Raw genomic sequence first — 25388 nt, forward strand, 5'->3', positions numbered from 1 at the left:
AAGCTGCCATGGCCACCATCGCATTTGATCCCAAACAACTCGCCATCGATTCGATCGCCGGCGAGGCGGCGCTGGACGCCGTGCGCCTGACGCCCGCCTGGCTGCGCCGGCGCCTGGCCGAACAACCTGACTGGCAGCCCGAGATCACCCAGGATTTCCTTTCCGCCCGCGCCGTGCCCGTGCACGCCGCCGTGCTCATTCCCATGGTGCAGCGCCCGCAGGGCTTGACCATCTTGCTGACCATGCGCACGGACCACCTGAGCAGCCATGCGGGCCAGGTCAGCTTTCCAGGCGGGCGCAGCGAAGCCTTCGATGCATCGCCCATCGCCACGGCCTTGCGCGAAACGGAAGAAGAAGTGGGCCTGGCGCGCGAGCACATTGAAGTGCTGGGTCGCCTGCCCGACTATCTGACGGGCACCGGCTACCAAGTCACGCCCGTGGTGGGCCTGGTGACGCCGCCGTTCGAGCTGCGCGCCGATCCGTCCGAAGTGGCGGAAATCTTCGAAGTGCCGCTGGCCTTCCTCATGGATGGCATCAACCATCAGCGCCTGTCAGTGGAATTGCCCGGCGGACGGCGCTCGTTCTACGCCATGCCGTACGAGCGCTTCTACATTTGGGGCGCCACCGCCGGCATGCTGCGCAATCTGTTTCACCTCTTGCGCGCGTAAAATGGTGCCCCGCACGTAATAAGTTTGATTCCAGCACTGCACTGCGCTATCGTAGCGGGCATTGCGGTATTGCTGAAAAAGACAAAAAGGACCATTGATGACATTTCTCTCCATACTTTGCGCATTGCTGATCGAGCAGCTCAAACCTTTGCGCGCGGACAATCCGATCTACGCCGAAATCAAGAGCCTGGCAATGCGCATGGAGACCTGGTTCAATGCCGGCCACGCCAACCATGGCCGCATGGGCTGGTTCCTCATGATCGGCGTGCTGATGGTGCCGACGGCAGGCGTGTACTGGCTCTTGCAGCATTATCAGCTGACACTGCTGGCCTTTGCCTGGAACGTCCTCATCGTCTACCTGACCCTGGGCTTCCGTCACTACAGTCATTATTTCACCTCGATCCAGCTGGCCCTGAGCGCCGGCGACGAAGCGACGGCGCGCAACTTGCTGGCCGATTGGACCAAGCTCGACACGGTGGGCATGGAAGCGAGCGAAATCGCCCGCATAGCCGTGGAAAAAGCCCTGGTCACCACGCACCGCAATGTGTTTGGCGTGTTCTTCTGGTTCCTCATGCCGCTGGGCCCTGCCTGCGCCGTGATGTACCGCGTGGCCGAATACCTGGCGCGCGCCTGGAACGAGCCCGAGCACATGCGCAATGAAGCGTTCGGCCAGTTCGCCGCGCGCGCGTTTTACTGGATCGACTGGATCCCCGTGCGCCTGACGGCTGTGGCGTTTGCCGTGGTCGGCAATTTCGAGGATGCCATCTACGCCTGGCGCAATTTCGCCCAGCGTTGGCAGGACGAGGCCATCGGCATCATCCTGACGGCCGGCGGCGGCGCCATGGGCGTACGCCTGGGCACGCCAGCGGAAACGGCGGCCCGCGTGCTGGTAACCCCCGACATGGCCGTCGACGACAGCGACAGCGAGAGCGATATCCTGCCAGGCGAAGAGCCGGGCGCGCGCGCTTTGCAGAGCACGGTCGGCCTGGTCTGGCGCGCCTTGCTGCTGTGGATGCTGTTGCTGCTGTTGATGTCGGGCGCCGTTTTCCTCGGCTGACGCGGGCGCACACGCGCCATCCATGCGCCTTGCGCGTGGAACAAGGTTAAAATAGGGGCTGGCGCGCAAGGCGTGCCGGCCCCTGTTTGCATCGTCAGGGCAGATCGAGGTAGAACCCAAGTCTTCTATAAGATATAATACTGGCTTACCGCAGCAAACGTAGTTGAATTACCAGCCCGGCTTACCCGCCGGGGCCATTCACGCAATCCAGTCCCGACAAGCCACATGGCCGAGTTATCTCAAAAAACAGGGGAGCTCTCAGACGAGTTCTTCATCCTTGGTCTCACCAGCAATGGCAAGCAATTCCGACCCAGCGATTGGGCCGAGCGCCTTTGTGGAGTGATGTCCTGTTTCAATCCTGAAGGTGGCGGGCGCAATGCGCACCTCCAGTATTCGCCCTACGTGCGCCCGACCGTCGTCAATGGCGTCAAGTCGGTGGTGGTCAACACCAAGTTGCGCGAGATCGAGCCGATGGCGTTTCACTTCGTGCGCGAGTTCGCCAAGGATAACGACCTGCAGATCGTCGAAGCCTGCTTCCTGCCACCGCCGGAAGAAAAGTAAGTCCCGTTCATTTGATCTGGCGCAAAGCCCGCCACGGCGGGTCAGCGTAGCGTAGGCACTCTGCCTCAAACGGAGTGGCGACATGCGTATCGGCGACATCTGCACCCTGCAAACCTTCCATTGCCAGCGAGACACCAGCGTGCAGGAAGCGGCGCTGCTGATGCGCCAGCATCATGTGGGCGACCTGATCGTGGCCGAACAGCCGAACGGCGAGCGCGTCCCCATCGGCATCCTCACCGACCGCGACATCGTCATTTCCGTCATCGCCCTGGGCCTTGACCCCGCCAGCCTGCTGGTGGGCGACATCATGAGCGCGCAGCTGCTCACCGCCAGCGAAGACGAAGACGTCTACGACATCATCGAACGTATGCGCGTCAACGGCATCCGCCGCCTTCCCGTGGTCAACAGCCTGGGCGCGCTCTCCGGCGTCGTCAGCATCGACGACCTGCTGGCCTTCCTGGCTCAGGAGATGGCCGAGCTGGCCCGCATCAGCAGTGGCCAGCTGGTGCACGAAAAGCGCACCCGGAAGTAAGCCCGTATTGCGCAATTCCAGTCAAATCCTCTTCCCCCGAAAATGCTACAGTCGCTGCTCGTTCAACGGGAAGCGTTCATGCACTATCTGGCCAAGGCACTCTGGTATATCGAATCGCATTATGCGGAGAATATCTCGCTCGGCGATATCGCCCATGTGGGCGGCGCTTCGCCGTGTCACCTGACGCGCGCATTTGGCCTGGCCACGGGCCACTCCGTGATGCGCTATGTGCGGGCACGCCGGCTCAGCGAGGCGGCCCGCGCGCTGGCGCAGGGCGCGCAAGACATCCTCGCCGTCGCGCTGCAGGCCGGCTACAGTTCCCATGAAGCATTTACGCGGGCCTTCCGCGAGCAGTTCCAGATCACGCCGGAAAAGGTAAGGGCCCAGCGCCACGTCGCCAACCTCGCACTGGTGGAGGCCATCAAGATCGATGTGGCGCCGGGCGTGGTCCTGGAACCGCCCCGTTTCGAGCAGGGGCCCGCCTTGCTGGTGGCGGGTCTCGTTGAACGTTATCGCGCGGAAACGTCTGCCGGCATTCCCGCCCTGTGGCAGCGCTTCCTGCCCCATGCGGCGCCTGGCCAAGTGCTGTATGGGGTGTGCTGCAACAATGATGACGCGGGCAATTTCGATTACCTGTGCGCCATGCCGGTGAGCGACTTTTCCCAGGCCCCAGAGGGCTGGACGCGGCTGCGCATCGCGCCGCGGCGCTATGCCGTGTTTCACCACCGCGGGCATATTTCCACCATCCGCGCCACCTGGCATACGGTGTGGAACGAGTGGCTGCCCCAGTCCGGCCTGGAAGTGGCCGACGCGCCCGATTTCGAACGCTATGACCGGCATTTCGATCCCGCCAGCGGCATCGGCGGCGTGGAAATCTGGCTCCCCTTGAAAGCTTGAACATGAATCCTGCCTTGTCCACACCGGTCCTGTTTGCCGGCGGCACCGCGCTGCGCCAGCGCCTGTTGCAAACCGCCGCCGCGCTGGCAGCGGGCCTGCCCCTGTACTGGATGCTGGGGCCGCAGCCGCTGGGTTGGCTGGCCTGGTGCGCGCCGCTGCCCGTGCTGTGGCTGGCCCTGCGCTCGTCGCGCCGCGATGCGGCCTGGATGACGTTCCTGGCCGCCGCGCTGGGCCTGTCATCGAACGTTGCCTATTTCCGCCTGCTCATGCCCTTGCCGGCCGTGCTGGCCGTACTGCTCGTCAAGGCACTGCTGTGGCTGCTGGTGGTGCTGGCCACGCGGCGCCTCGTGCTGCGCTACCGGGCGTCCTGGACGGTGCTGGCCTATCCCTTGCTGTGGGTGGCCATCGATACCTTGATGGCCGCCTTGCTGCCGGATGGTAACTGGGGCAGCCTCGCGTATTCGCAAGCGGATAACGTCGCCGTGCTGCAGACGGCGGCCCTGGCGGGCGTGCCTGGCTTGTTGTTTGTGCTGTGCCTGGCGCCGTCCGCGCTGGCCTTGCTGCTGGCGGGCGGCCGCGCGTATGCGCCAGCGGCGGGCACGAGCGTGTTGTTGCTGGCGGCCGCGTTCGCCGGTGGCGCCTGGCGCGTCCATGGTGCGCCGCCGCCAGGCGGGCCGCTGGCAGGGCTGGTGGCCATCGATGACTTTATCGGCCCGGCCACGCCGCCGGCGCGCGCGCAAGCCATCTGGGACCAGTACGCGCGCCATGTCGGGCAACTGGCCGGGCAGGGCGCCAGGCTGGTGCTGTTGCCGGAAAAGATAGCCGTGCTGGCCCCCGCGCAGGCGGACGCCGTGCGGCAGCGTTTCCAGGCGCTGGCGCGCGGCACGGGCGTGTGGATCACCGTGGGGCTTGGCGTGCAAGACGGCGCCGGCCGGCGCAACCTGGCCTGGCTGTTCGCGCCCGATGGCGCCGCGCCCATCAGCTATCAAAAGCACCATCTGGCGCCGCCCGAGCGCGATTTCCTTGCTGGCAGTGCGTATGCCGTGCAGCCGGTGGCGGGGCAGGCCATGGGCCTGGCCATTTGCAAGGACATGCATTTCGCGCCCCTGGGGCAGGCGTATGGCGCGGCCGGCGCGCAAACGATGCTGGTGCCGGCCTGGGATTTCCAGCTGGACGCCTGGATGGGCGCGCGCATGACCGTCGTGCGCGGCGTGGAAAACGGCTATGCGGTGCTGCGCGCGGCGCGCGAGGGCATGCTGACGGTCAGCGATGCGTATGGACGGGTGCTGGCGGAGCGGTCCAGCAGCGCCATGCCGGGCAGCGCCTTGCTGGCGCCGCTGCCGGCGCACCCGACCGTCTCCACCTGGGCCGGCTGGCTGGGGCCGCTGTTCGGCTGGCTGTGCGTGGCGCTGAGCGCGATCCTGCTGTGCCTGGGCCGCCGCGCCGTGCCCGCTCCATGACGGGCAACACCAGTTTTTGCTGCAATGCGCAAAAGCGCATCGCGCCGCCTGCTTTTATATTCTGCGCATGGCGGCCACATAATCGCCGCCGATGATTGCAGCGCCGCCGTGCTTATATCGGCGCGATGCCGGCATATATATTGCAGTGCAATAAGTGGTGTTATCTGGTATTGAGAAATTCGGGCCGTTGGTATTAATTGGTACTTAATTCGGCCACGAAATCATACATATCGCCGCGGAAATAAGAGCGGCAAAATTCCACGGCGCGGCCATCGCGCAAAAAGCCCAGCCTTTCCACCGACAAGCCCGCGTCGCCTTCCTCCGCCTGCAACAGGCTGGCCTGTTCCCCCGTCAACAAAAGCGCGCTGAGGCGCTGCAAGGCGCGCACGGGCCGGTTGCCCGCCTGTTCCAGCGCGTCATACATCGATACGTCGACGGCATCAAGCGCCGGCAGGCAGCTGGCGACGATGGTCGCGTACTCCAGGCACATCGGTATCTCGTCCGCATAGCGGATGCGGTGGAAGCGGTACACGGGCGCGCCCGGCGACAGCCGCAGGCGCAAGGCCTCTTCCGGCGTGACGGTGCCTTCCGCGCGCTTGAGCCACACGCTGCGCGGCGTGCGTCCGCGCGCCCGCATGTCCTCGGAAAACGAGGTCAGCTTGGCGAAGTTTTTCTCGATGCGCGTATTGATGAAATTGCCCGAGCCGGGGCGCCGCACCAGCAAGCCCTCGTTGACGAGGCCATCGATGGCCTTGCGCACGGTGATGCGCGAGACGGACAGGTCGCTGGCCAGCTGGCGCTCGGCCGGCAAGGCTTCCTCGGGGCCGAGGATGCGCTTGTCGATCGCTTCGCGCAGCGCGCGCTGCAGTTGCTGGTACAGGGGCAGGCTACTCGTCTGCCCCAGGCCTTGCATGATGTGAGCCAGGGTTGTCATACGCTGAGGGTCTCCGTTACGGCGCGTTGCAGACGCGCTCTGTATCTGTTTTGTGTCGCTGGATAATACCAAAAAAGGCCGTTATAAAACCAATTTGAATTATCAAGCCAGCAATTTATGCCTGGCTTCCCCCGCATTTAAGCCGCGCATACGGGCTACGGATTGATTTGGATAAAGTGGTCTGTGTGATTCAAACAACGTTATAAAAAAAAAGTTGCAACTGGTAGTGTTCTGGTATTGGATAGTAGTATATTGGCGTTGAATTGGTTTTGTAAGTGGTTGTGCCGAAGGGTCTGCAGCATGCCGGCGACAGTGGGCGGGCTGGAAAGAAGACCTACGTTAAAAATGAAAAGGTTCCAATCCTGGAGCCTAAATCAAGGGGGAGTACATGAAACGCAATTTGACACCTGCAGCTGCCGTCGTGAAATCCGGATCGCGTAGCCGTACGCCGATCGCCGCGGCCGTTGCCGTGATGGTCGCCGGTCTGGCTTTTTCGGCACAGGCGCAGGAAGCAGCCGCCGACGACGTGGCCACCGTGACGGTGACCGGCGTGCGTGCCTCGCTGGAAAAGTCGCTGAAGCAAAAACGTAACGCGGATTCCGTGGTGGAGGTGGTCACCGCCGAAGATATCGGCAAGATGCCTGACCGTAACGTGGCTGACGCGATCCAGCGCCTGCCAGGTGTGAACACCCAATCGTCGGCTGGTGGTGAAGGCGGCTTCGGCGAAAACGACCGCGTCAGCCTGCGCGGCACCAGCCCCAGTTTCCAGCAAACCCTGTTCAACGGCCACGCCATCAGCACGGGCGACTGGTTCGTGCTGAACCAATTCGGCGGCAACGTGGGCCGCAGCAGCAGCTTCTCCCTGCTGCCATCGGAACTGGTGAGTTCCGTTGTCGTGCACAAGAGCGCCACGGCCGACCTGCCTGAAGGTGGCGTGTCGGGCGTGATCGACGTGATCACCCGCCGTCCACTGGAATTCAAGAATCAGATCACGGCCGAAGGTTCGATCCAGGCTTTCTACAATGACTTGGCGGGCAAGACCGACCCGCAGTTCTCCGGCCTGGTAAACTGGAAGAACGACACGAATACCCTGGGCATCATGGTGCAGGGCTTTTCGCAAAAATCGACCGTGCGCCGCGATGGCCAGGAAATCCTCGGCTACACGCCGATTGCCGCAGACAGCGTTGCGGCCAAGGCCCGTCCTGAACTGGCCGGCGTGAAAGTGCCGACCTTTATCGGCGCCACCCTGTTCGAGCAAAAGAAAACCCGCGAAGGCGGCGCATTCGATATCGAATTCAAGCCCAGCAAGGACTTGACCCTGGACTTGAACGGCTTCTATTCGCAACTGAAGGCGCCGCATCAAAACACGAACTGGCTGGCCGCGCCCGCCAACTCGATCAACAGTACGAAAGACGGCGTGCCGAACGGCCAGATACCGACCAACTACACCGTCAAGAATGGCACCATGACAGGCGCCACCTTTGCCAGGAACGCGGGCGAAGTCGACAATATCTACCGTCCTGACGCCGGTGGCGAATCGTACTACCTCGATTTCAACTTCAAGTACCGCGCGACCAAGGACCTGACCCTGACCGGCAAGCTGGGCAAGACCCATGGTCTAGGCTATGACCGCAACGATGTCTACTACCAGAACAACGTCGATGGCGGCATGGTGTATCAATTGAACGGCATGAGCCCGGCCAGCGTTTCCTATCCGGGCGGCACCACCACCAAGCCAGGTTCTACGGCATGGATCGGCGGTGGTGAATCGCGTTCCGTCGATCAGGAAAAATATGCCCAGATCGACGCGGAACTACGCCTGTCGTCCGGCATCTGGGATTCGATCAAGTTCGGCGGCCGCCTGACCGATCACAAGCGTTCTGCCGAGCATCCGATTGATGCCAAACCGGGTCCTCTGGGTATCTCCAATCCGGGCCCTGTCTGGAATGGTACCCAGTACCCTGGCGATTTCGGCAAGGATCTGGGTGGCAACCTGTCGAGCAATTACTTCAAGTATGACGGTGCAGCACTGGCCGCCTGGGCCGCGATCCCTGGTAACCGCAATCTCGATCCAGTGCAACGCCATAACTGGACAGACGAATTCAAACTGCAGGAAAAAACCTCGGCCATCTATGCCATGGCCAATTTGACGGGCGATAACTGGAGCGGTAACTTCGGCCTGCGTGCCGTGCAGACCAAACAGTCGACCCTGGTCAACAAGCTCGGCGGCCCGATCATCGGGTCCGACTGGAAACCGTACTCGCAGAACTTGTTTGAACGCACCTATAATGACTACTTGCCTAGTGCTAACATCAAATTCGATGTGCGCAACGATCTGGTCATCCGCGGCGCCGTTGCCCGCACCATCGCCCGTCCTGATTACAGCGCGCTCGGTGGTTCGGTATCGCTGAACGACGATGCATTGAGCGGTGTCGGCGGAAACGTCAAGCTTGACCCTGTCAAGTCGGACAACGCTGAGGTTAGCGCAGAATGGTACTTTGCGCCAAAATCGGCATTCTCGGTGGGCCTGTTCTACATGGATTTGAAGTCCGTCGTATCCAATGGAACGGTGAGCGGGACCTATTACAATAGCAAGCGCGGTACCGACGCCGTTTACCAGATCACGTCGCCATTCAACACCAGCGGCAAGAACAAGGGCGCGGAGTTCAGCTACCAGCAACCGCTGTTCGGCGACTTCGGTATTCTGGCCAACTACACCTATGCCGATGGCAAGCTGGATAACGGTGATGAGCTGGTCAACGCATCGCGCAGCACGTACAACCTGACGGCCTTCTACGAAGCCAATGCCCTCAGCGCTCGCCTGGCCTACAACTACCGTTCGTCCTACAAAGCGGGCGTGGACCGTGGCGCCAGCCAGCACGTGGAAGGCGCCGGTGGCCTGGCCGGTTCGCTTAACTACAAGATCAACGAACACTTCACGATCACGTTTGATGCGCTTAACCTGACGAACACGACCATCAAGATGTACGCTGAAAACCGCGATCAGCCACGCGCGTTCTACAGCAACGGCCGCACCTTCTACCTGGGCCTGCGCGCAAAACTGTAAGCACAACGATCCGGCCTGATGCGCCCGCGTCAGGCCCGGTCTTCCTCGGTCTTTTCAAGGCAAGTTCCTGTTTCAGGGGCTTGCTTTTTTTTGCGCTCACCGGCAGGGCGGCTTCTGGCTTGTTTATGCCTGGGCTGTCCCCGCCGATCGCCAGCATGACTTGCGCCGCCAAGCTTGTATCCTGCGGCGCAAGGTTTTTTGCCGCCTCCTTGCCGCAAGCAGGAAGGCGGTTTTTCTCATTTGGATTTGTTTGATCATGACTATTGCACCTCAACGCTACCTCGCCCTCGACGTCTTGCGCGGCCTGACCGTGGCCCTGATGATCGTCGTCAATACGCCCGGCGACTGGGGCAGCGTGTATGCGCCGTTCCTGCATGCCGAATGGCATGGTTTTACCGTGACGGACCTGGTCTTCCCCAGCTTCCTGTTTGTCGTCGGCAATGCCTTGGCCTTTGCGCTGGGCAAGTATGAAAACCTGGGCCATGGCGCCGTGCTGGCCAAGCTGTGCAAGCGCAGCGCGCTGATCTTTTTGCTGGGATTCCTGCTGTACTGGTTCCCCTTCTTCAAGCTCGACGATGCGGGCCAGTTCGCCTGGTCGCCGCTGTCGCACACGCGCATCCCCGGCGTGCTGCAGCGCATCGCCGTGTGCTATCTGGCCGCCGCGCTGATCCTGCAATACGGGAAGACACGGGGCGCGCTGGTCTTCAGCGCCTGTGCCTTGCTCGGCTACTGGGCCATCCTGGCATGCTTTGGCGACTACAGCTTGCACGGCAATGCGCCGGCCAAGCTGGATCTGATCCTGCTCGGTGACAGCCATTTGTATCACGGCGAAGGCATCGCCTTCGATCCGGAAGGCATCCTCGGCACCTTGCCGGCTATCGTCAATGTGATCGCCGGCTACCTGGCGGGCAGTTTCCTGCGCCAGGCCGCGCCGGCGCGGCTGCGCTCCAGTTTGGTTCAACTGGCCGTGGCCGGCGCCCTCTGCGTGGCGGTGGCCTTGTGCTGGAATGAAGTGTTCCCGATCAACAAGAAACTGTGGACCAGCTCTTACGTGATGCTGGGCATCGGCCTGGACTTGCTGCTGCTGGCGCTGCTGATGTTCCTCATCGACGTGCGCAAGATCACGGGCTGGACGTATTTTTTTGAAGTTTTCGGCAAGAACACCCTGTTCATCTACCTGGTGTCGGAAGTACTGGTGATCATCGCCTTTACCGTGCGCATCGGCGGCGGCAACCTGTACCAGTGGCTGTACCAGCAGTGGTTTACGGGTTGGGCGCCCGCACGCGTGGGTTCGATGCTGTTTGCCATCAGCTTCATGCTGCTGTGCTGGCTGATCGCCTACGGCATGGACAAGCGCAAGATCTACATCAAGGTCTGAAACCTTACGTCAGCCCATGCCGCGTGGATAGGGCGGCGAGGCACCCCCATGGATGAGGGATGCAAGGTCGAAAAAAAAGCAGCCCCGGCCTGAGCCGGGAACTGCCTTGCATCTGCTTGAGGGCGCAGGAATTACTTGGCCGCTGCCGCCGGTGCCGCCGCTGTCGTGGCAGGACGGTTCAGCCACATGATCCAGTAGCGGGCCAGGTCGCCCACGCCGTCGCCGCCCTTGACCGTTTCCAGTACCTTGATGGCGTCGTCTTTCTTGCCCGCCATGGCGTAGGAATAGCCGAGGCGCAGCTTGGCGTCTTCTGGACGCTTCAGGCCGCCCTTGGCGATGCCTTTCTGGATCAGGTCGATACCTTTGTCGAACTGGTCCATCGTCACGAAGGCGTAGCCCAGGTTGATCAAGCCCGTGCCATCCTTGCTCTTCATGGCCGACGCTTCGCCGCTGGCGATGTTTTTCGCATCGTCGGCGGCAGCCTTGGCGGCCTGGTCGCGCAGTTTCTTGTGCTTGGCGGCATTCGCGCCCGTGCCCAGCACGCCTTTGGCAAAGCCGGCGTCGAGGACTTTTTTCGCTTCCGTCGGGAAAGCATTGACCAGGGCGATTTCAGCCATGTCGCTGTAATCTTGCGGCGGCATGGTGTCGACAGCCTTGAATTGCAGGCGCAGCACGTCCAGCGCGAAGCGGTCCGAATAGCCGGCCTTGCCTTGCAAACGGCCCAGCAGGTCGCTCCAGTAGTCGTCCGACGGGTAGTAACGCACCAGGTTTTCCATGGCGACGAGGTAGGTGGCCGGGTCCTTGCTCTTCGAACCCGTGTTGGCCAGCAATTGCAGCTCTTCGATGGTCGGCGTCTTGCCCGCTTGCTGCTTGGCCGTCAGGTCGGCCATCAGTTCCTGCTTGGCGCGCGCGAAATCGTTGCTGAAGTAGTAGGCGCGGATGATGTACGGGCGCACGGTGGCCACGTCGCCAGTTTCTGTCTGGTAACGGGTGAACCACTTGATGGCGTTCGGATAATCCTTGGCGTTGTAGTGGTAATTCGCCAGGGCCTGGATGAAGTCGCCTTGCGATTTCTTGTCCAGCTTGCCCGATTCGATCACCGCTTCCAGCGCCGTCATGGCCATGGGCGCATTGTTGGTGGTCGAGGCCAGCGCCACGCGCAGGCGGTTCAGCACGAACAATTCGTAGGGCGTCAGGGCGGGAATGGCGGCTGCCTGGTCGATGCGGCTTTGCACGTCGGCGTAGTTTTTCGCATCCATCGAGGCCTTCACGGCGGTCGGATCGAGCAGCTTGAACACTTCAGGGCGCACCGATTCGGCTGGAGCGGCAGCGGCGGCGGCCGGCTTGGCATCCTGCGCGTGCGACAGGGATGGCAGTACATTCAGGCCGATGGCGGCCAGGAGCAGGCTAAGACGGGCAAGACGGAATTGGGACATGGGTTATCCTTCAATCAATAACAAAAATACGCACCTGCACTGGCAGCCGCAACGTCGTGCAGTGGCATTGCCAGAGGGGCAAGGAAGCTCGAAAAAAACACATTTCAGCCGTTCTGCCTGCATAAGTCAAACAGAAGCGGCATGATACTAAACGGCTATTGTTACATAAACGGCTGAGCGGGTGCGGCAAACGTGCGCGCCAGGGCTTGCCCATTGGCATCGAACAGCAGACAGCGCTGCGGCGGCAGATGCAGGCGCATGGCGTCGCCCATCTGGCGCAAGCCATCCTCGGCCGCCAGCTTGACGGCCAGCATCTCCGTCACGCCCGGCATGCCGGCGTAAACGATGGCCACGTCGCCCAGGTATTCGACATGGCTGACACTGGCTTCGATCACGTTGTCGTTCGCCGTCTCCCTGTCCTGCAGCGAGACGTGCTCGGCGCGCACGCCCAGGGTCAGCGGGTCGCCCGGCGCCACGCTCTCGCCCTGCGCGTCAACGTCGATCACGGCGCCGCCGGGCAGGCGCACGGCCACCGCGCCTGGGCTTGCCGCGACGGCCACGCAAGCGATGAAGTTCATCTTTGGCGCGCCGAGGAAGCCGGCCACGAACAGGTTGCCGGGATTGTTGTACAGCGCGTGCGGACTGCCCACCTGCTCGATGCGCCCGCCGTTGAAGACGACGATGCGCTCGCCCAGTGTCATGGCCTCGACCTGGTCGTGCGTGACGTAGATCATGGTCGTCTTCAATTCCTGGTGCAGGCGCGAGATTTCCACGCGCATCTGCACGCGCAGCGAGGCGTCGAGGTTCGACAGCGGTTCGTCGAACAGGAACACCTGTGGCTTGCGCACGATGGCGCGGCCGATGGCCACGCGCTGGCGCTGGCCGCCCGACAGGTCCTTGGGTTTGCGCTTGAGCAAAGGCGTGATCTGCAGGATCTCGGCCGCGCGTTCGACGGCGGCGCGCACCTCGGCCTTCTTGTGCCCGGCCAGCGAGAGGGCGAAGGCCATGTTCTCGAACACCGTCATGTGCGGGTACAGGGCGTAGCTCTGGAAGACCATGGCCAGGCCACGCTCGGCCGGCGCGATATCGTTGGCCAGCTTGCCGCCGATATGCAGCTCGCCGTCCGTGATGTCTTCCAGGCCCGCGATCATGCGCAGCAGGGTCGATTTGCCGCAGCCGGACGGCCCCACGAAGACGACGAATTCGCCGTCGCGGATATCGAGGTCGATGCCGTGGATGACCGGGTGCTTGTCGTCGTACAGCTTGACGATATTCTTTAATGCGATGTGTGCCATGGACTGTGCGATTCCTAGCTGGCGCTGGCCGGCGCGGACGTGGCGCCGGCGTCAGCCTGGTCGGAGGGGGCCTTTGGTCCGATGCGCATGAAGCGCGACAGGATCAATACGGGCACGGCCGACACCAGCACCCACAGGAAAAAGGTCTTGTAGCCGAGCGCCGTCTGGATGTCGCCGCTGATCATCTTGAACAGCACGAAGCCCAGCTGCATCACGCCGGTGGCGAACGCATAGTGGGCCGTCTGGTACTTGCCGACGGAGACCACCTGCATCATGAACAGGATCAGGCCGACGAAGCCGAAGCCATAGCCGAACATCTCCACGCTGAGCGCGGCCGTGATCAGGGTCAGGTCGGTCGGCATGCTGTGGCTCAGGTAGTAGAACACCAGGTTCGGCAGATTCATGGCGAGGATCAGGAAGAACATGGCGCGCTTGAGGCCCAGCCAGGAGGTGAAGTAGCCGCCGCCGATGCTGCCCAGCAGGAAAGCCACGGTGCCGGCCGTGCCATACACGGCGCCCACTTCCGTCGTCGACAGGCCCAGGCCGCCCAGTTCGCGCGCTTCGCGCAGGAACAGCGGGCCGATGGTCTGCACTTGCGCCTCGCCCGCGCGGAACAGGATGATGAAGGCGATCATGCCCCAGATGCCGGGCTTTTTCAGGAAGTCCACCAGCACGTCCCACAGGGTGCGGCTGATGCCGGCCACGCTCTTGTCGGCCACGGCCGCGTTGCGCACCTGCGGCAGCGCCCACAGGTGGTAGGCGGCCAGCGACAGCATCATGGCGCCGATGATCAGGAAGATCACCGACCATGCTGGCTTGATGCCGATTTTTTTCTCCAGGTAGCCGGCCAGGATCACCAGGCCGCCCAGCGAGATGAATTTGCCCGCGTTGAAGAAGGCGCCTTGCCAGCCCGCGTAGGCGGCCTGCTGCTTGTCGGACAGGCTGGCGATGTACAGGCCGTCGCAGACGATGTCGTGCGTCGACGAGGCCAGCGCGGCGACGAACAGCACGGCGATGCAGGCGGCGAACCACAGCGGCGTTTGCAGGGCCAGCGCGATCAGGCCCAGGCTCAGGCCACCGGCGAACTGGAACAGCACCACCATGGTTTTCTTGCTCGACGCCAGTTCCAGGAAGGGGCTCCACAGCGACTTGAAGACCCAGGCAAAGCCGATCAGGCCCGTCCAGCGGGCGATCTGGTCGTTCGGCACGCCCATGCTCTTGAACATCAGGCCGGCCACCAGGGCCACGGCGTAGAACGGCAAGCCCTGGGCGAAGTACAAGGTGGGCACCCAGGAAATCGGGCTGCGGACTTTCTTGCTGATGCTGATGCGCTGGTCGTGCATGGAGGCTTCCTTATCGAGAGACGTTTTCATTTGACTGCGCCATCCATGCCGCGCATGAAGAAGCGTTGGGTAAACAGGAAGGCGAGCAGGGTCGGCACGATGGTGATCAGGGTGCCGGCGGCGATCACGCGCGTGCTGCTGCCGAAGGTGCCGCGCAAATACAGCACGCCGACCGACAGGGGGAATTCATCGGGTTTGCTCATGACGATGGAGGGCCAGATGTATTCATTCCACGATTCGACGGCCGTCAGGATGCCGACGGTGGCCAGCCAGGGCGTGATCAGCGGCAGCATGATGCGGCTGAAGATGACCCACTCGGAGGCGCCATCGACACGCGCCGCGTCGATCAGGTCTTGCGGCACTTCCTCGAACGCCTGCTTGAGCAGCAAGATGGCCACCGCCGTCACCACGTTGGGCAGGATCACGCCCGTGTAGGTGTCGACCAGGCTCATTTGCGTGATGGTGATGAAGTTGACGAGGAAGTTGACCTCGGACGGCAGCACCAGGGTGGCCAGGATCAGGCCGAACACGAGTTTGCGGCCGCGGAATTTCAGGCGCGCCAGCGGATACGCGGCCAGTGAGCACAGCAGCAGTTTCCAGAACACGGTAAACACGGCGATCAGCACGGAGTTCTTGAAGAACGACCAGATCGGGATGGCCTGGAACACTTCGATGAAGTTGTCGAAGGACGGCGCCTTCGGCCAGAAGGTGGGCGGGAAGGCGAAGATATTGCCTTGCGTGGAAATGGCCGTCACCAGGGTCCACCAGAACGGGAAGACGCAGACGACGGCGATCGCGCACAGCACGGCGTAGTGGCCCAGTATGTGCAGGCGCGTTTTCAGGGGGCGGGAGCGGCTTGCCATGGTCAGCGGTGCTTCGGTTTGAGATAGCGCAGGCATAGCAGGGCGATGCCGATGCAGAACAGCGAGACGACGAAGCTGGCCGCCAGCGCGCGCGGCAGTTTCAGGTGCTTGAGGCCCTGGTCATAGGCGTAGTACAGCGCCGTGAAGGTGGAATTCATCGGCCCGCCCTGCGTCAGCACGTCGACTTCCTGGTACGCCTTCAGGGCCGCCAGCACGGACAGGATGGAGCACAGCATGATGGTCGGGCGCAGCATGGGCACGGTGATCTTCCAGAAGCGCTGCCAGCGGTTGGCGCCATCGAGCATGGCCGCTTCCTGCATGTCCGACGGGATAGCCTGCAGGGCCGCCAGGTACATCACCATGTACCAGCCCAGGCCGCGCCACAGGGTGACGAACATGACGGCAAACAGGGCCAGGCTGTCGTTCGTCAGCCAGCCCACGGGCGCGTTCACCAGTTGCAGGGTCTGCATCACGTAATTGAGCGCGCCCTGTTCGTGGAACATGAAGCCCCACATGATGCCGACCACGGAGACGGTGGTCACCACGGGCACGTAGAAGGCGGCGCGGAACAGACGGATGCCGGGCAGGCGGTTGTTGACCAGCACGGCCAGGGTGATGGCACCCACCTGCACGAAGGGCACCATCAGCAGGAACAGCAGCGAGTTTTTCAGGCCCGAGACGAACATCTCGTTGTTGAAGATGTAGCGGAAGTTATCGAGGCCGACGAAGCGCGTCTCGCGTATCAGGCTGTAATCGGTGAAGGCCAGCACGGAGCCGTAGCCGACGGGCCAGAAGGAAAAGGCGGCCAGCAGCAGCAGGGCGGGGGCGAGGAACAGCCAGGCTTGCACGGTATGGCGGTGGGCGAGTTTCATCATGTCCTCAGTGGCGCGGCAGGGTGGCCAGCTTGCGGTTCCAGATGGCGACGGCCTGGTCCAGCGCCTGCTTCACGTCCTGCTTGCCCGTCACGCCCGCCTCGACGGCTTTCACCAGCGAGCGGCGCAGCTCGTCGTAGTCGTCGATGCCGGCCACGTACAGGGTGCGCGAGTGGCCCATCGACAGGGCACCGGCGGCCACCGCCTTTTCGGCCGCGCCCGCGTTGGCCGGCGTGGACAGGAAGAACGGGTCGGCCGCCGCCTTGATCGTGGTGGGAAAGACGCTGGCCTGCCTGGCGAAGGCCAGCTGGTTTTCATCGTTCGTCAGGAAGCGCGCGAACTTGCCGACCGATGGCAGCTGGCGCGCCGGCACGCCTTGCGGAATGGCGAAGTGCACCAGCCAGCCGCCATCGGCGATACCGGTCGGTCCCAGCGGCGCGGGCGCCACGTCGGTGATGGCGTAGATGTCCTTCGCGTCGCCGCGGATGCGCTGCATGGCCGTCGGCGGCGCCAGCAGCATGCCCAGGCGCCCGCCCTTGTAGGCGTCGATCACGGCGGGGAAGTTATCCTCGGCGAACAGGCTTTCCTTCAGCAGGCCGCCGACCCTGTAGGTGTCGGCCAGCTTTTGCACCAGCGCCACGTGCTGCGGCGAATTGAAGACGGCGCGGTTGTCGGTGATGACGGCGAGGCCCTGCTGCATGAACAGGCCATCGATTTTCGACAGGGCGGGGGCGATGCCGGCCTTGCCCGTGCGTTGCGCGATCTGGCGCGCGAACGCCAGCTGTTCATCGAGGCTGGCGGGGCCGCGCGTGAGGCCCGCCTGTTTGAAGATGTCGGTATTGAAGGCGATCACCGCGACATTGCTGTACATGGGGAAACCATAGGTTTTTCCCTTGAAGCGCAAGTCGTCCAGGGCGCTGGGAATGTAGCTGGCGCGCGCTTGCGCGATCAGGCCATCGACGGGCGTGAGCAAGCCGTCGCGCGCGAATTCGTCGGCCCAGGGCACGTTCAGGCTGACCAGCGCGGGCGGCGTGCCGGCCACGATGCGCGTGACCAGCTTGGTCTGGATGACGTCCCACGGGAAGTCGATCCATTCGATCTTGACGTCGGGATTCTGCGCCTCATAGCGCGCCACCACCGCATTGAAATACGGCGTGAACTTGGGCTTCATGCTGAAGGTCCAGAATTCGATTTTCTCGGCAGCCCATGCCTGTGGCGCGAGCAGGCCCGCGCAGGCAACAACCGCCAACAGTCTCTTGATCGTCATTTTTATCCTGGAGCGCGAGGCTCCAATGTCCATGAGTCCGCGGCGCGGGTACATGCCCTTGCCGTCGCTTATATGCGTGCTGCTGACGGCAGCCGCGCCCCGTGCCGGGGGCGCAGCTGCCGAAGAGTGCTTAGTTTGTTTTTGTTACCTTGCTCAGGTGACGCGGCGCATCCGGATCCATGCCGCGCGCGGCCGACAGTTTCGCCGCCATCACGTAGAAGGACTGGATGGCGACGATCGGGTCGAGGTCCGGCGTGGCCGCCACGGGCAGGGTCAGGTCGCGCTCGGCCACGTCGGCGGGGGCCGCCAGCAAGACCTTGGCGCCGCGCCCGCGCATTTCCGTGGCCAGTTGCAGCAGGCCGGCCTGGGTCGGGCCGCGCGTGGCGAAAATGAGCAGCGGGTAGCCGTCTTCGATCAGCGCCATCGGGCCATGCTTGATTTCGGCGCCGCTGAAGGCTTCCGCCTGCAGGGCCGAGGTTTCCTTGAATTTCAGCGCCGCTTCCAGCGCCACGGGGAAGCTGATGCCGCGCCCCACGACCATGATGTTGCGGGCCGGCGCCAGCACGTCGATGGCGGGCGACCAGTCGACGCGGGTCGCTTCGAGCAGCGCTTCGGGCAGCGCTTCCAGGCCCGCCTGCAGCTCGGGGTCGTTCTGCCACTGGGCCACCATGCGCGCGCCGGCGACCAGGCTGGTGATGAAGCTCTTGGTGGCGGCGACGCTTTGCTCCTTGCCGGCGCGCAGGGGCATGGCCCATTCGGCGGCGTGCGCCAGCGGCGAATCGATGTCGTTGACGAGGGCCACGGTGGTGGCGCCGCCGTCGCGGAAGTAGCGGATCGGCTCGACCACGTCCGGGCTCTGGCCCGATTGCGAGATCGAGATGGCCAGCGTGTCGCGCGTCACCAGCGGCGACTTGTTCAAGGTCACCAGCGACATCGGCAGGGAGGCGACGACGCGGCCCAGGCGCGCCATGATCAGGTAGGCGACGTAGTTGCAGGCGTGGTCGGAGCTGCCGCGCGCGATGGTCAGCGCGGTCGAGAACGAGGTGCTCCTCAATTTGCGGCCCAGTTCCGCGTAGCGTTCCGTGTCGCTGGCCAGTTGCAGGGCGACGCATTCGGCGGCGGAAATGGCTTCTTTAAGCATCATTGAGGTCACAGATTTCTCCTTCTATATACACAGCTTTGAGTTTGAGATCGCGATCGAGTACCACCAGATCGGCGTAAGTACCGGGGGCCAGCCGGCCGCGTTCTTCCAGGCCCAGGTAATCGGCGGCGTTCGTCGACACGCGCTTGGACGCGTCGGCCAGGTCCAGTCCCAGTCCCACCAGGTTGCGCAGCGCCTGGTCCAGGGTCAGGGTGCTGCCCGCCAGGGTGCCGTCGGGCAGGCGCACGCCGCCCATGCATTTCTGCACGGCGTGGCGGCCCAGCATGTATTCGCCGTCCGGCATGCCGGTGGCGGCGGTGGAATCGGTGACGCAGTACAGGCGCGGGATGGCGCGCAGGGCCACCTTGATGGCGCCCGGATGCACGTGCAGCAGGTCCGGTATCAGTTCGGCGTATTCGGCGTGCGCCAGGGCGGCGCCGACCATGCCAGGTTCGCGGTGATGCAAGCCGCTCATGGCGTTGAACAAATGCGTGAAACCCATGGCGCCGTGTTCCAGCGCGGCCACGCCGTCTTCATAGGAACCGAGCGTGTGGCCGATCTGCACGCGCACGCCGGCGTCGGCCAGGGCGCGCACCAGGTCCAGGTGGCCGGCGATTTCCGGCGCCACGGTGATGACGCGCAGCCTGGCCAGCGTTTGCAGGCGCTCGATTTCGGCCAGGGTGGCGGCGCGCGCGTAGTTCGGCTGCGCCCCCAGCTTGCCGGAATTGATGTACGGGCCTTCCAGGTGGGCGCCCAGCACGCGCGCCGTGTTCGGGCGGCGATTGTTGGCGGCGATGCCGATGGCCGTCAAGGCCATGTCGATGTCTTCCGGCGGCGCCGTCATGGTGGTGGCCAGCAGGCTGGTGGTGCCGTGGCGCGCGTGGATGGCCGCGATGGTGTAGACGGCTTCGCCGCCTTCCATGATGTCCTTGCCGGCGCCGCCATGCACGTGCAGGTCGATGAAGCCGGGCAGGATGTAATCGTCGCCGTTGCCGGAAGGGTGGCTGGAACTGCCCTCGATGCTGTCGATTCTTTCGCCGAAGGCGATGGCGCCGTGGATCCAGCCGCCGGGGGTAAGGATATTGCCTTTGATAGTGCTGCTCATCTGCGCGACTCCGCTACGAATTCATAATAATCACTGCGGCAATACGAGTGGGTCAGTTCCACCGCCGCGCCGTTGTCGAGATAACTGACACGGGTGATGTGCAGCATGGCTTCACCCGTCTTGATATTGGCCAGCTTGGCCTGTTCCGCCGTGGCGTTGACGGCGCGGATATGCTGCAGCGCGCGCATCGGGATGGTGCCGCGCGACTCCAGGTAGCCGTACAGCGAATCGGTCACCTGCTGCGGGTCCGGCATGTACAGCGCGGGGATGGTGGTCGTTTCGATCGCCATCACCACTTCGTCGGCCGTGCGCAGGCGGCGCAGGCGCGCCACCGGCATGTGCGGCGACAGTCCCAGCGACAGCAGTTCCAGCGGCGCGGCCGAGCCGATGTCGCGCTGCAGCCAGCGCGAGCCGGCCGTGAAGCCCCGCTGGCGCAATTCTTCCGAAAAGCTCGTCAGGCGCGACAGCGGCTGTTCCAGCTTGGGCGTGATGTAGGTGCCCGAGCCGCGCTTGCGCGTCAGCATGCCGCGGTCGCACAGCATGTCGATGGCCTTGCGCGCCGTGACGCGCGAAATCTCGAGGATGTCCGACAGCACGCGCTCGGAAGGCAAGGCCTGGTTGGCGCGCCAGTCGCCGCTGGCGATACCGTCCGACAGCATGTTCGCCAGCTGCATGTAGAGCGGCGTGTCGCTGGCCGGATCGGGTTTGAAGGCGGACAGTTTGGCCAGCATGGTCATTGCTCCTGCAAGTGCTTGCGTATCAGGCGCAGGCCGCCTGCGGCCGAGTCGCCCTGTGCCGGCACGACCAGTTGCAACAGTGCCGCCGGCAGATAGCTCGACAAGGGCGCCGCCAGGCCGCCGCACAGGGCCACGGGCAGGGTGCCGGCCGGGTCGAGCGCTTTGGCGATGAGGGCGATCTGTTGGCCCGCGTCCATCAGGATGGTGCGCGCCACGGCATTGCTGGCCGCGTGCTCGAGCACCAGCCGCGCCAGTTGCGCGAAGTTGGTCTGGCTGGCGGCGGCCAGCCACACCTGCATGGCGTCGCGCTGGCCGCCGCAGGCGTCGATGAGGGCCGTGGCGAAGGCGCTGCCGGGCACGCGCCCGTCGACCACCTGCTGCGCGTGGTTGATGGCGCGCATGCCGATCCAGGCGCCGCCGGCCTCGTCGCCGGAGGGGAAGCCCCAGCCGCCCACTTCGTGGCGGCTGCCGTCCGCGTGCAGCACTTCGCCCACGCTGCCGGTACCGATGGCAACGATGGCGCCCGGCTGGCCAGCATGCGCGCCCAGCAGGGTGGTCAGGGCGTCCGATTCGAGCGCCACCAAGGCATAGCCGGGATTGTGTTCGATGAAGCTGGCGGCCCACTGCTTGTTGTGCACGCCGGCCAGGCCAAGGCCGATGGCCATGCGCTGCAGCGGCGGCTGTTCCAGGCCGGCGGCGCGGAAGGCCAGCGTGACGGCATGCGCCACGGACGTCCAGGCCCGTTCGATGCCCAGTCCCAGGCCGGATGGGCCGCTTTGTCCCTGCGCCAGTTCCTGGCCATCGGGGCGCGCCAGGCGTACGCGGGTACCGCTGCCCCCGCCGTCGACGCCGATTATGTATTCGATCATGTTGTGCAGTCCCGCGTTTGGTTGATTGCGCCTGTCTCGGTTCTTTTATTTGTCGGGCGGCGAAAAAGCTGAAGGCACTATATTGTCGCCCCGATGGCTTGTCAACAGGTATTTAAGTGGTATTAACAAATGCGTTGCGCGCTGGCGCGCCATGCCCGAGCGTATGATTGCAAGTGATTGTTAATAAAGGAGTTTTTGTGTATCGTGAATGGTATTGAAATTGGCCTTGTTTAATGCCAATTTTTCGCGAGTGGTCTGCGCCGCGCGCGGTAGTGTTGCTTCCGCGCATGCTTGGCAAGGGGCGCCATGAAGAGTAAAGTCCGCCTTTTACATCTGAGTTGGAAGAGCATGATGAACGACAAGGCAGCAAAGAGCGAGTACTGGGACGACTGGCAGCAAGAGGCGCTGGCCGCTGGCGTGTCGGCGCCGCTGGCTGCGCTGGGCATGGAAATGATGCGCACGCACCGCAAGAACCGCTGGCCGAAGGATTTCCTGGGCCGCGAAAGCGATGGCCCGGTCATGATCGAAATGTGCCTGGAAGACGAGGCGGAAACGGAATTGTTCTTTATCGAGAACCTGTATCCCTACGATGCGGCGCTGATCGAAAAGACGCGCCGCCGTCTTTGCCTGCACTGATCGTGCGCTGATGCGTGACTGGAGCGGCCGCCTTGCGCGGCCGTTTTCACGTCAGCTACTGAACTTTTCGCTGCTGGCCCCCACGCGCACGCGCAGGCTCAGCAGCACGATGGCGACCAGCAGCAGCGACTGCGTGCTCGGTTCGTACGGCGCGGGCGCGCGCAGGCTGGCCTGCGGTGACTGGAAACTGGCCAGGCGCATAGCCAGGGTGGCGGGCGCCGCCGGGTAGGTGGCCGCCCGCATCGGTGGCGTGCCCGCCGCATGCGCGGTGCCAGCGGCCCAGAGCGACAGGGCCGCGCCCAGCAAGATCATCTTTCTCATCATATTGTCTGTTTCCGCCGAGGGCTGTACGTCGATGACACATGGCCCTGCCGTATGCCGGCCCATGTCCTGTCCCCAGTGTGTATGCTTGCCTTCAGTGCTGCTCTTGCGGCGCTGAAATGATATCTTTTTATAAATTGCGTGTATTAAAACATAATAAATTGAAAATGCATACGTCTTTTTGCAAATAAGCGCATGCGCAGTCTGTGCTAGCCGGGCGGGATCTATTGCACGGGGGAAAATGACGTGGCATTTTCATGGGGGAGTGTCATAATGGCCCAGGCATTTCCGCCCAGGTATGGAGTAGATGATGAGCAAGGCACAGGACAGCAAGAAAGAAGCCAAGAAGGAACCGGCCAAGACCATGAAGGAAAAGAAGGAAGCCAAGAAGGTCAAGAAAGAAGAGCGCAAGCGCTGATCATGCCTCTGCGCCGTTCCTTGACGCGCCCGTGGCGTGCGCCGGCCCTGCTGGCGGCGTTCGCCCTGCTCGTCTTCGGTGCACCCGTGTCCGGCGTGCTGGCGCAGCAGAAGCCGCCGCCGTCCACGTTCGGGCAAGTGGTGGGCAATGCCGTGCTGTGCATCGACCAGATCGACAACAAGGCCTTCTATGCCTATCTGCTGACGGCTTTCGGCCCCGCCTACAAGCATGAAGGGGGCGCCTACTGGTTCCGCACGGATGCCACCTTGTGGGGCGCGCCGATTACCGACGTCATCGTCAGCGATGACACCAGTCCCCTCGTCTTCATGGGCGTGGTGGCGGATTCGACGCCGGAAAAGCTGGAACCGGCCATCCGCGGCGCCTCGGGCCTGCGCTTCAATAAGCTCGACAATTCCGCCTTTCCCGTCCGCGGTTCCGTGCCTGGCAGTAAAATCGTCTACTTCCGCAGCAAGGCGAAAGTCTATTGCGCCAAATACAAACCGTTGCCGCCCGCCCGCACCCGATGAAGGGTTCGGCTTGCCGCTGCGCATTTTGATCGTTTCATCCGCAGGGTCTCCATGTACACGCATTATTTCCAGCTCAAGCAATCGCCGTTCTCGATCGCCCCCGATCCGCGCTACCTGTTCATGAGCGAACGCCACCGCGAAGCGCTGGCGCACCTGCTGTATGGCGTGGGCAGCGGCGGCGGCTTCGTGCTGCTGACGGGAGAAATCGGCGCCGGCAAGACCACCGTGTGCCGCTGCTTCATGGAACAGATTCCGGAAAATTGCCAGCTCGCCTACATCTTCAATCCGAAATTGTCCGTCGAGGAATTGCTGCTGTCGATCTGCGAGGAATTCCGCATCGCCCTGGCGCCCGGTGTGGCCAGCGTGAAAGGCTATGTCGACGCCATCAATGCGCACTTGCTGGCCAGCCACGCGCAGGGCAAGAACAATGTGCTGATCATCGACGAAGCGCAAAACCTGTCCGCCGCCGTGCTGGAGCAGTTGCGCCTGTTGACGAACCTGGAAACGAGCGAACGCAAGTTGCTGCAGATCATACTCATCGGCCAGCCGGAATTGCGCGCCATGCTGGCCCGGCCGGAACTGGAGCAACTGGCGCAACGCGTGATCGCCCGTTATCACCTGGGTTCGCTGTCGGCGGACGAGACGGCCAGCTATATCCGTCACCGCCTGGCCGTGGCGGGCAGCACGGCGCAGACGCCGTTCGCGCCCCGTTTGATGGCGCAAATTCACGCCATGAGCCACGGCGTGCCGCGCCGCATCAACCTGCTGTGCGATCGCGCGCTGCTGGGCGCTTACGTGGAAAACCAGCCGCAGGTGACGCGCCAGATACTGCGCCGCGCCGCCGAGGAAGTGTTTGCGGAAGAGGGGAGGCCGGCGGCAGGACGGGGTCTGCGCTGGCCGCACGTGGCGGGCGGGGTGCTGGCCGGCGCCGTGGTCACGGCCGCGTTGGCCTGGCATTTCATGCCGCGCCCTTCCGCTGTGCCCGCTGTACCGGCCGTGGCCGCTTCGCAGCCGGCCGCGTCCGCCGTGGTGGCGGCCGCCGCATCCGTGCCCGCGCCGGCCAGCCTGCCGGACCGCAACGCCGTGCTGCGCCAGCTGGCCAGCCTGTGGGGCGAGCAGTTGCCGGCCGGTGACGCTTGCCAGGCCGGCGCCCGCGCCGGCTTGCGCTGCCTGCACAGCCGGGGCGGCATCGCCGAGCTGCGCGTGCTGGACCGTCCCGCCATGCTGGCCTTGCGCGATGCGGATGGGAATGAACAGCTGGCGCTGTTGACGCGCGTGCAGGACGAGAACGCCACCTTGATGCTGGACGGCAAGCAGCAAAGCTTGCCGCTGGCCCAGCTGGCGCAGCACAGCGATGGCAGTTTCACCACCTTCTGGCGCGCCCCGCGCGGCTGGCGCGACGAAGTGCCGCTGGGCGCCCGCGGCGCCGACGTGGACTGGCTGGGGCAGCGCCTGGCGCAACAGCAGGGCTTGCCTGCACCGGTCGCCAATCAGCCGCTCGACGCCGAGATGCAAGGCCTGCTGCGCGCTTTCCAGCAGCGCCAGAACCTGCGGGCCGATGGCCTGGCGGGCCCGAAAACATTCATACGCCTGATGCAACTGGGTGACAATTCGGAGCCGCGCCTGAGCAGCGCAGCTCCTGCCGTGGCGGCGCCCGCCGCGACGGCGATGGTGGTGGGGAAATAAGATGTCCTACATACTTGAAGCACTGAAAAAATCGCAAGCGGAGCGCCAACTGGGCGAGTTGCCGTCGATCCACGCACCGCAAGTGCAGCTGCACGATGCCGCCGCATCCGGCGCGGCGCGGCGCGCGCCCGTCTGGCTGGCGCTGGGCGGCGTGACCGTGGCCGTGGCTGCCGCGTTGCTGCTGTGGCAGCCCTGGCAGGCGGCAGCCACGCCTGCGCCTGCTGTTGCCCCTGCCGTCGTGCTGGCCCAGGCCGTGCCCGCGCCGATGCCGATGCCAGCGCTGGCGCCGGCGCCAGCGCTGGCATCGGCATCGGCGCG

Annotated in this window: 23 protein-coding genes and 1 pseudogene; 12 read left to right on the top strand and 12 right to left on the bottom strand. The window is 63.8% G+C overall.

What is annotated here, in order from left to right:
* The first annotated feature begins 8 nt into the window (after positions 1–8).
* The 6 genes from GCN78_RS22700 (at position 9) to GCN78_RS22725 (ending at position 5175) form a co-directional block, all read left to right on the top strand.
* Positions 9–668, top strand: coding sequence for a CoA pyrophosphatase (locus GCN78_RS22700; protein WP_152253716.1), 660 nt, complete (start codon positions 9–11; stop codon positions 666–668).
* Positions 669–765: 97 nt separating this feature from the next.
* A complete protein-coding gene (locus GCN78_RS22705; RefSeq protein ID WP_152253717.1) occupies positions 766–1725 on the top strand; it encodes a CobD/CbiB family protein in 960 nt (319 codons plus the stop codon).
* Between the two features lie 225 nt (positions 1726–1950).
* Positions 1951–2286 carry a DUF3579 domain-containing protein gene (locus tag GCN78_RS22710; protein WP_029496213.1) on the top strand — a complete coding sequence of 112 codons (336 nt, stop codon included), beginning with the start codon at positions 1951–1953 and terminating at the stop codon, positions 2284–2286.
* A gap of 82 nt (positions 2287–2368) precedes the next feature.
* Entirely contained in the window at positions 2369–2818 is a 450-nt protein-coding gene (locus GCN78_RS22715) for a CBS domain-containing protein (RefSeq protein ID WP_152253718.1), read from the top strand.
* A 78-nt stretch (positions 2819–2896) separates the two neighbouring features.
* On the top strand, positions 2897–3715 hold the full coding sequence (locus GCN78_RS22720; RefSeq protein WP_152253719.1) for an AraC family transcriptional regulator: 819 nt from the start codon (positions 2897–2899) through the stop codon (positions 3713–3715).
* A 2-nt stretch (positions 3716–3717) separates the two neighbouring features.
* The gene (locus tag GCN78_RS22725; protein WP_152253720.1) at positions 3718–5175 is read left to right on the top strand and encodes a carbon-nitrogen hydrolase family protein; all 1458 of its coding nucleotides are present in this window, start codon (positions 3718–3720) and stop codon (positions 5173–5175) included.
* A 193-nt stretch (positions 5176–5368) separates the two neighbouring features.
* Here the strand turns inward: GCN78_RS22725 and GCN78_RS22730 are convergent, their stop codons facing one another.
* Positions 5369–6109, bottom strand: coding sequence for a GntR family transcriptional regulator (locus GCN78_RS22730; RefSeq protein ID WP_035825427.1), 741 nt, complete (start codon positions 6107–6109; stop codon positions 5369–5371).
* 388 nt (positions 6110–6497) lie between these two features.
* Between GCN78_RS22730 and GCN78_RS22735 the strand changes: the two genes are divergently transcribed.
* Both GCN78_RS22735 and GCN78_RS22740 read left to right on the top strand, forming a co-directional pair.
* Entirely contained in the window at positions 6498–9176 is a 2679-nt protein-coding gene (locus tag GCN78_RS22735) for a TonB-dependent receptor (RefSeq protein WP_152253721.1), read from the top strand.
* 256 nt (positions 9177–9432) lie between these two features.
* Positions 9433–10554: an acyltransferase family protein gene (locus GCN78_RS22740; protein WP_152253722.1), complete on the top strand. Its 1122-nt coding sequence runs from the start codon at positions 9433–9435 to the stop codon at positions 10552–10554.
* Between the two features lie 131 nt (positions 10555–10685).
* On the opposite strand, the gene GCN78_RS22745 is transcribed toward GCN78_RS22740, so the two are convergent.
* From GCN78_RS22745 to GCN78_RS22790, 10 genes are all read right to left on the bottom strand, one after another.
* On the bottom strand, positions 10686–11990 hold the full coding sequence (locus GCN78_RS22745; protein ID WP_152253723.1) for a tetratricopeptide repeat protein: 1305 nt from the start codon (positions 11988–11990) through the stop codon (positions 10686–10688).
* A gap of 161 nt (positions 11991–12151) precedes the next feature.
* Positions 12152–13285 (bottom strand): ABC transporter ATP-binding protein, encoded by a 1134-nt coding sequence (locus GCN78_RS22750; RefSeq protein ID WP_152253724.1) that lies wholly within the window; start codon positions 13283–13285, stop codon positions 12152–12154.
* Between the two features lie 14 nt (positions 13286–13299).
* The gene (locus GCN78_RS22755) at positions 13300–14628 is read right to left on the bottom strand and encodes an MFS transporter (protein ID WP_152253745.1); all 1329 of its coding nucleotides are present in this window, start codon (positions 14626–14628) and stop codon (positions 13300–13302) included.
* A gap of 26 nt (positions 14629–14654) precedes the next feature.
* Positions 14655–15491: a carbohydrate ABC transporter permease gene (locus GCN78_RS22760; RefSeq protein ID WP_152253725.1), complete on the bottom strand. Its 837-nt coding sequence runs from the start codon at positions 15489–15491 to the stop codon at positions 14655–14657.
* Positions 15492–15493: 2 nt separating this feature from the next.
* Entirely contained in the window at positions 15494–16366 is an 873-nt protein-coding gene (locus GCN78_RS22765) for a carbohydrate ABC transporter permease (protein WP_226939780.1), read from the bottom strand.
* Between the two features lie 4 nt (positions 16367–16370).
* Positions 16371–17630, bottom strand: a complete 1260-nt coding sequence (locus GCN78_RS22770) for an ABC transporter substrate-binding protein (RefSeq protein ID WP_152253726.1) — start codon at positions 17628–17630, stop codon at positions 16371–16373.
* Between the two features lie 130 nt (positions 17631–17760).
* Positions 17761–18774, bottom strand: a complete 1014-nt coding sequence (locus tag GCN78_RS22775; protein WP_071079063.1) for an SIS domain-containing protein — start codon at positions 18772–18774, stop codon at positions 17761–17763.
* A complete protein-coding gene (gene nagA / locus GCN78_RS22780) occupies positions 18764–19876 on the bottom strand; it encodes an N-acetylglucosamine-6-phosphate deacetylase (RefSeq protein ID WP_152253727.1) in 1113 nt (370 codons plus the stop codon). Before nagA ends, GCN78_RS22775 begins: the two co-directional genes overlap by 11 nt.
* Positions 19873–20607, bottom strand: coding sequence for a GntR family transcriptional regulator (locus GCN78_RS22785; RefSeq protein ID WP_152253728.1), 735 nt, complete (start codon positions 20605–20607; stop codon positions 19873–19875). Before GCN78_RS22785 ends, nagA begins: the two co-directional genes overlap by 4 nt.
* Positions 20608–20609: 2 nt before the next feature.
* On the bottom strand, positions 20610–21482 hold the full coding sequence (locus tag GCN78_RS22790) for a glucosamine kinase nucleotide-binding domain-containing protein (protein ID WP_152253729.1): 873 nt from the start codon (positions 21480–21482) through the stop codon (positions 20610–20612).
* A 348-nt stretch (positions 21483–21830) separates the two neighbouring features.
* On the opposite strand from GCN78_RS22790, the gene GCN78_RS22795 reads away from it, so the two are divergent.
* A complete protein-coding gene (locus GCN78_RS22795) occupies positions 21831–22118 on the top strand; it encodes a hypothetical protein (protein ID WP_034759823.1) in 288 nt (95 codons plus the stop codon).
* A 51-nt stretch (positions 22119–22169) separates the two neighbouring features.
* Here GCN78_RS22795 and GCN78_RS22800 read toward each other — a convergent pair whose 3' ends face one another.
* Complete coding sequence (locus GCN78_RS22800; RefSeq protein WP_152253730.1) at positions 22170–22442, bottom strand: hypothetical protein; 273 nt, start codon at positions 22440–22442, stop codon at positions 22170–22172.
* 417 nt (positions 22443–22859) lie between these two features.
* Here GCN78_RS22800 and GCN78_RS22805 point away from each other — a divergent pair, with 417 nt between their 5' ends.
* From GCN78_RS22805 to GCN78_RS29430, 3 genes and pseudogenes are all read left to right on the top strand, one after another.
* Positions 22860–23384 (top strand): hypothetical protein, encoded by a 525-nt coding sequence (locus tag GCN78_RS22805; RefSeq protein ID WP_152253731.1) that lies wholly within the window; start codon positions 22860–22862, stop codon positions 23382–23384.
* A gap of 51 nt (positions 23385–23435) precedes the next feature.
* Positions 23436–25070 carry an ExeA family protein gene (locus GCN78_RS22810; RefSeq protein WP_152253732.1) on the top strand — a complete coding sequence of 545 codons (1635 nt, stop codon included), beginning with the start codon at positions 23436–23438 and terminating at the stop codon, positions 25068–25070.
* A gap of 1 nt (position 25071) precedes the next feature.
* Positions 25072–25388, top strand: a pseudogene (locus tag GCN78_RS29430) (general secretion pathway protein GspB); the annotation flags it as partial.

Source organism: Janthinobacterium rivuli, assembly GCF_009208735.1.
Lineage (GTDB): Bacteria > Pseudomonadota > Gammaproteobacteria > Burkholderiales > Burkholderiaceae_D > Janthinobacterium.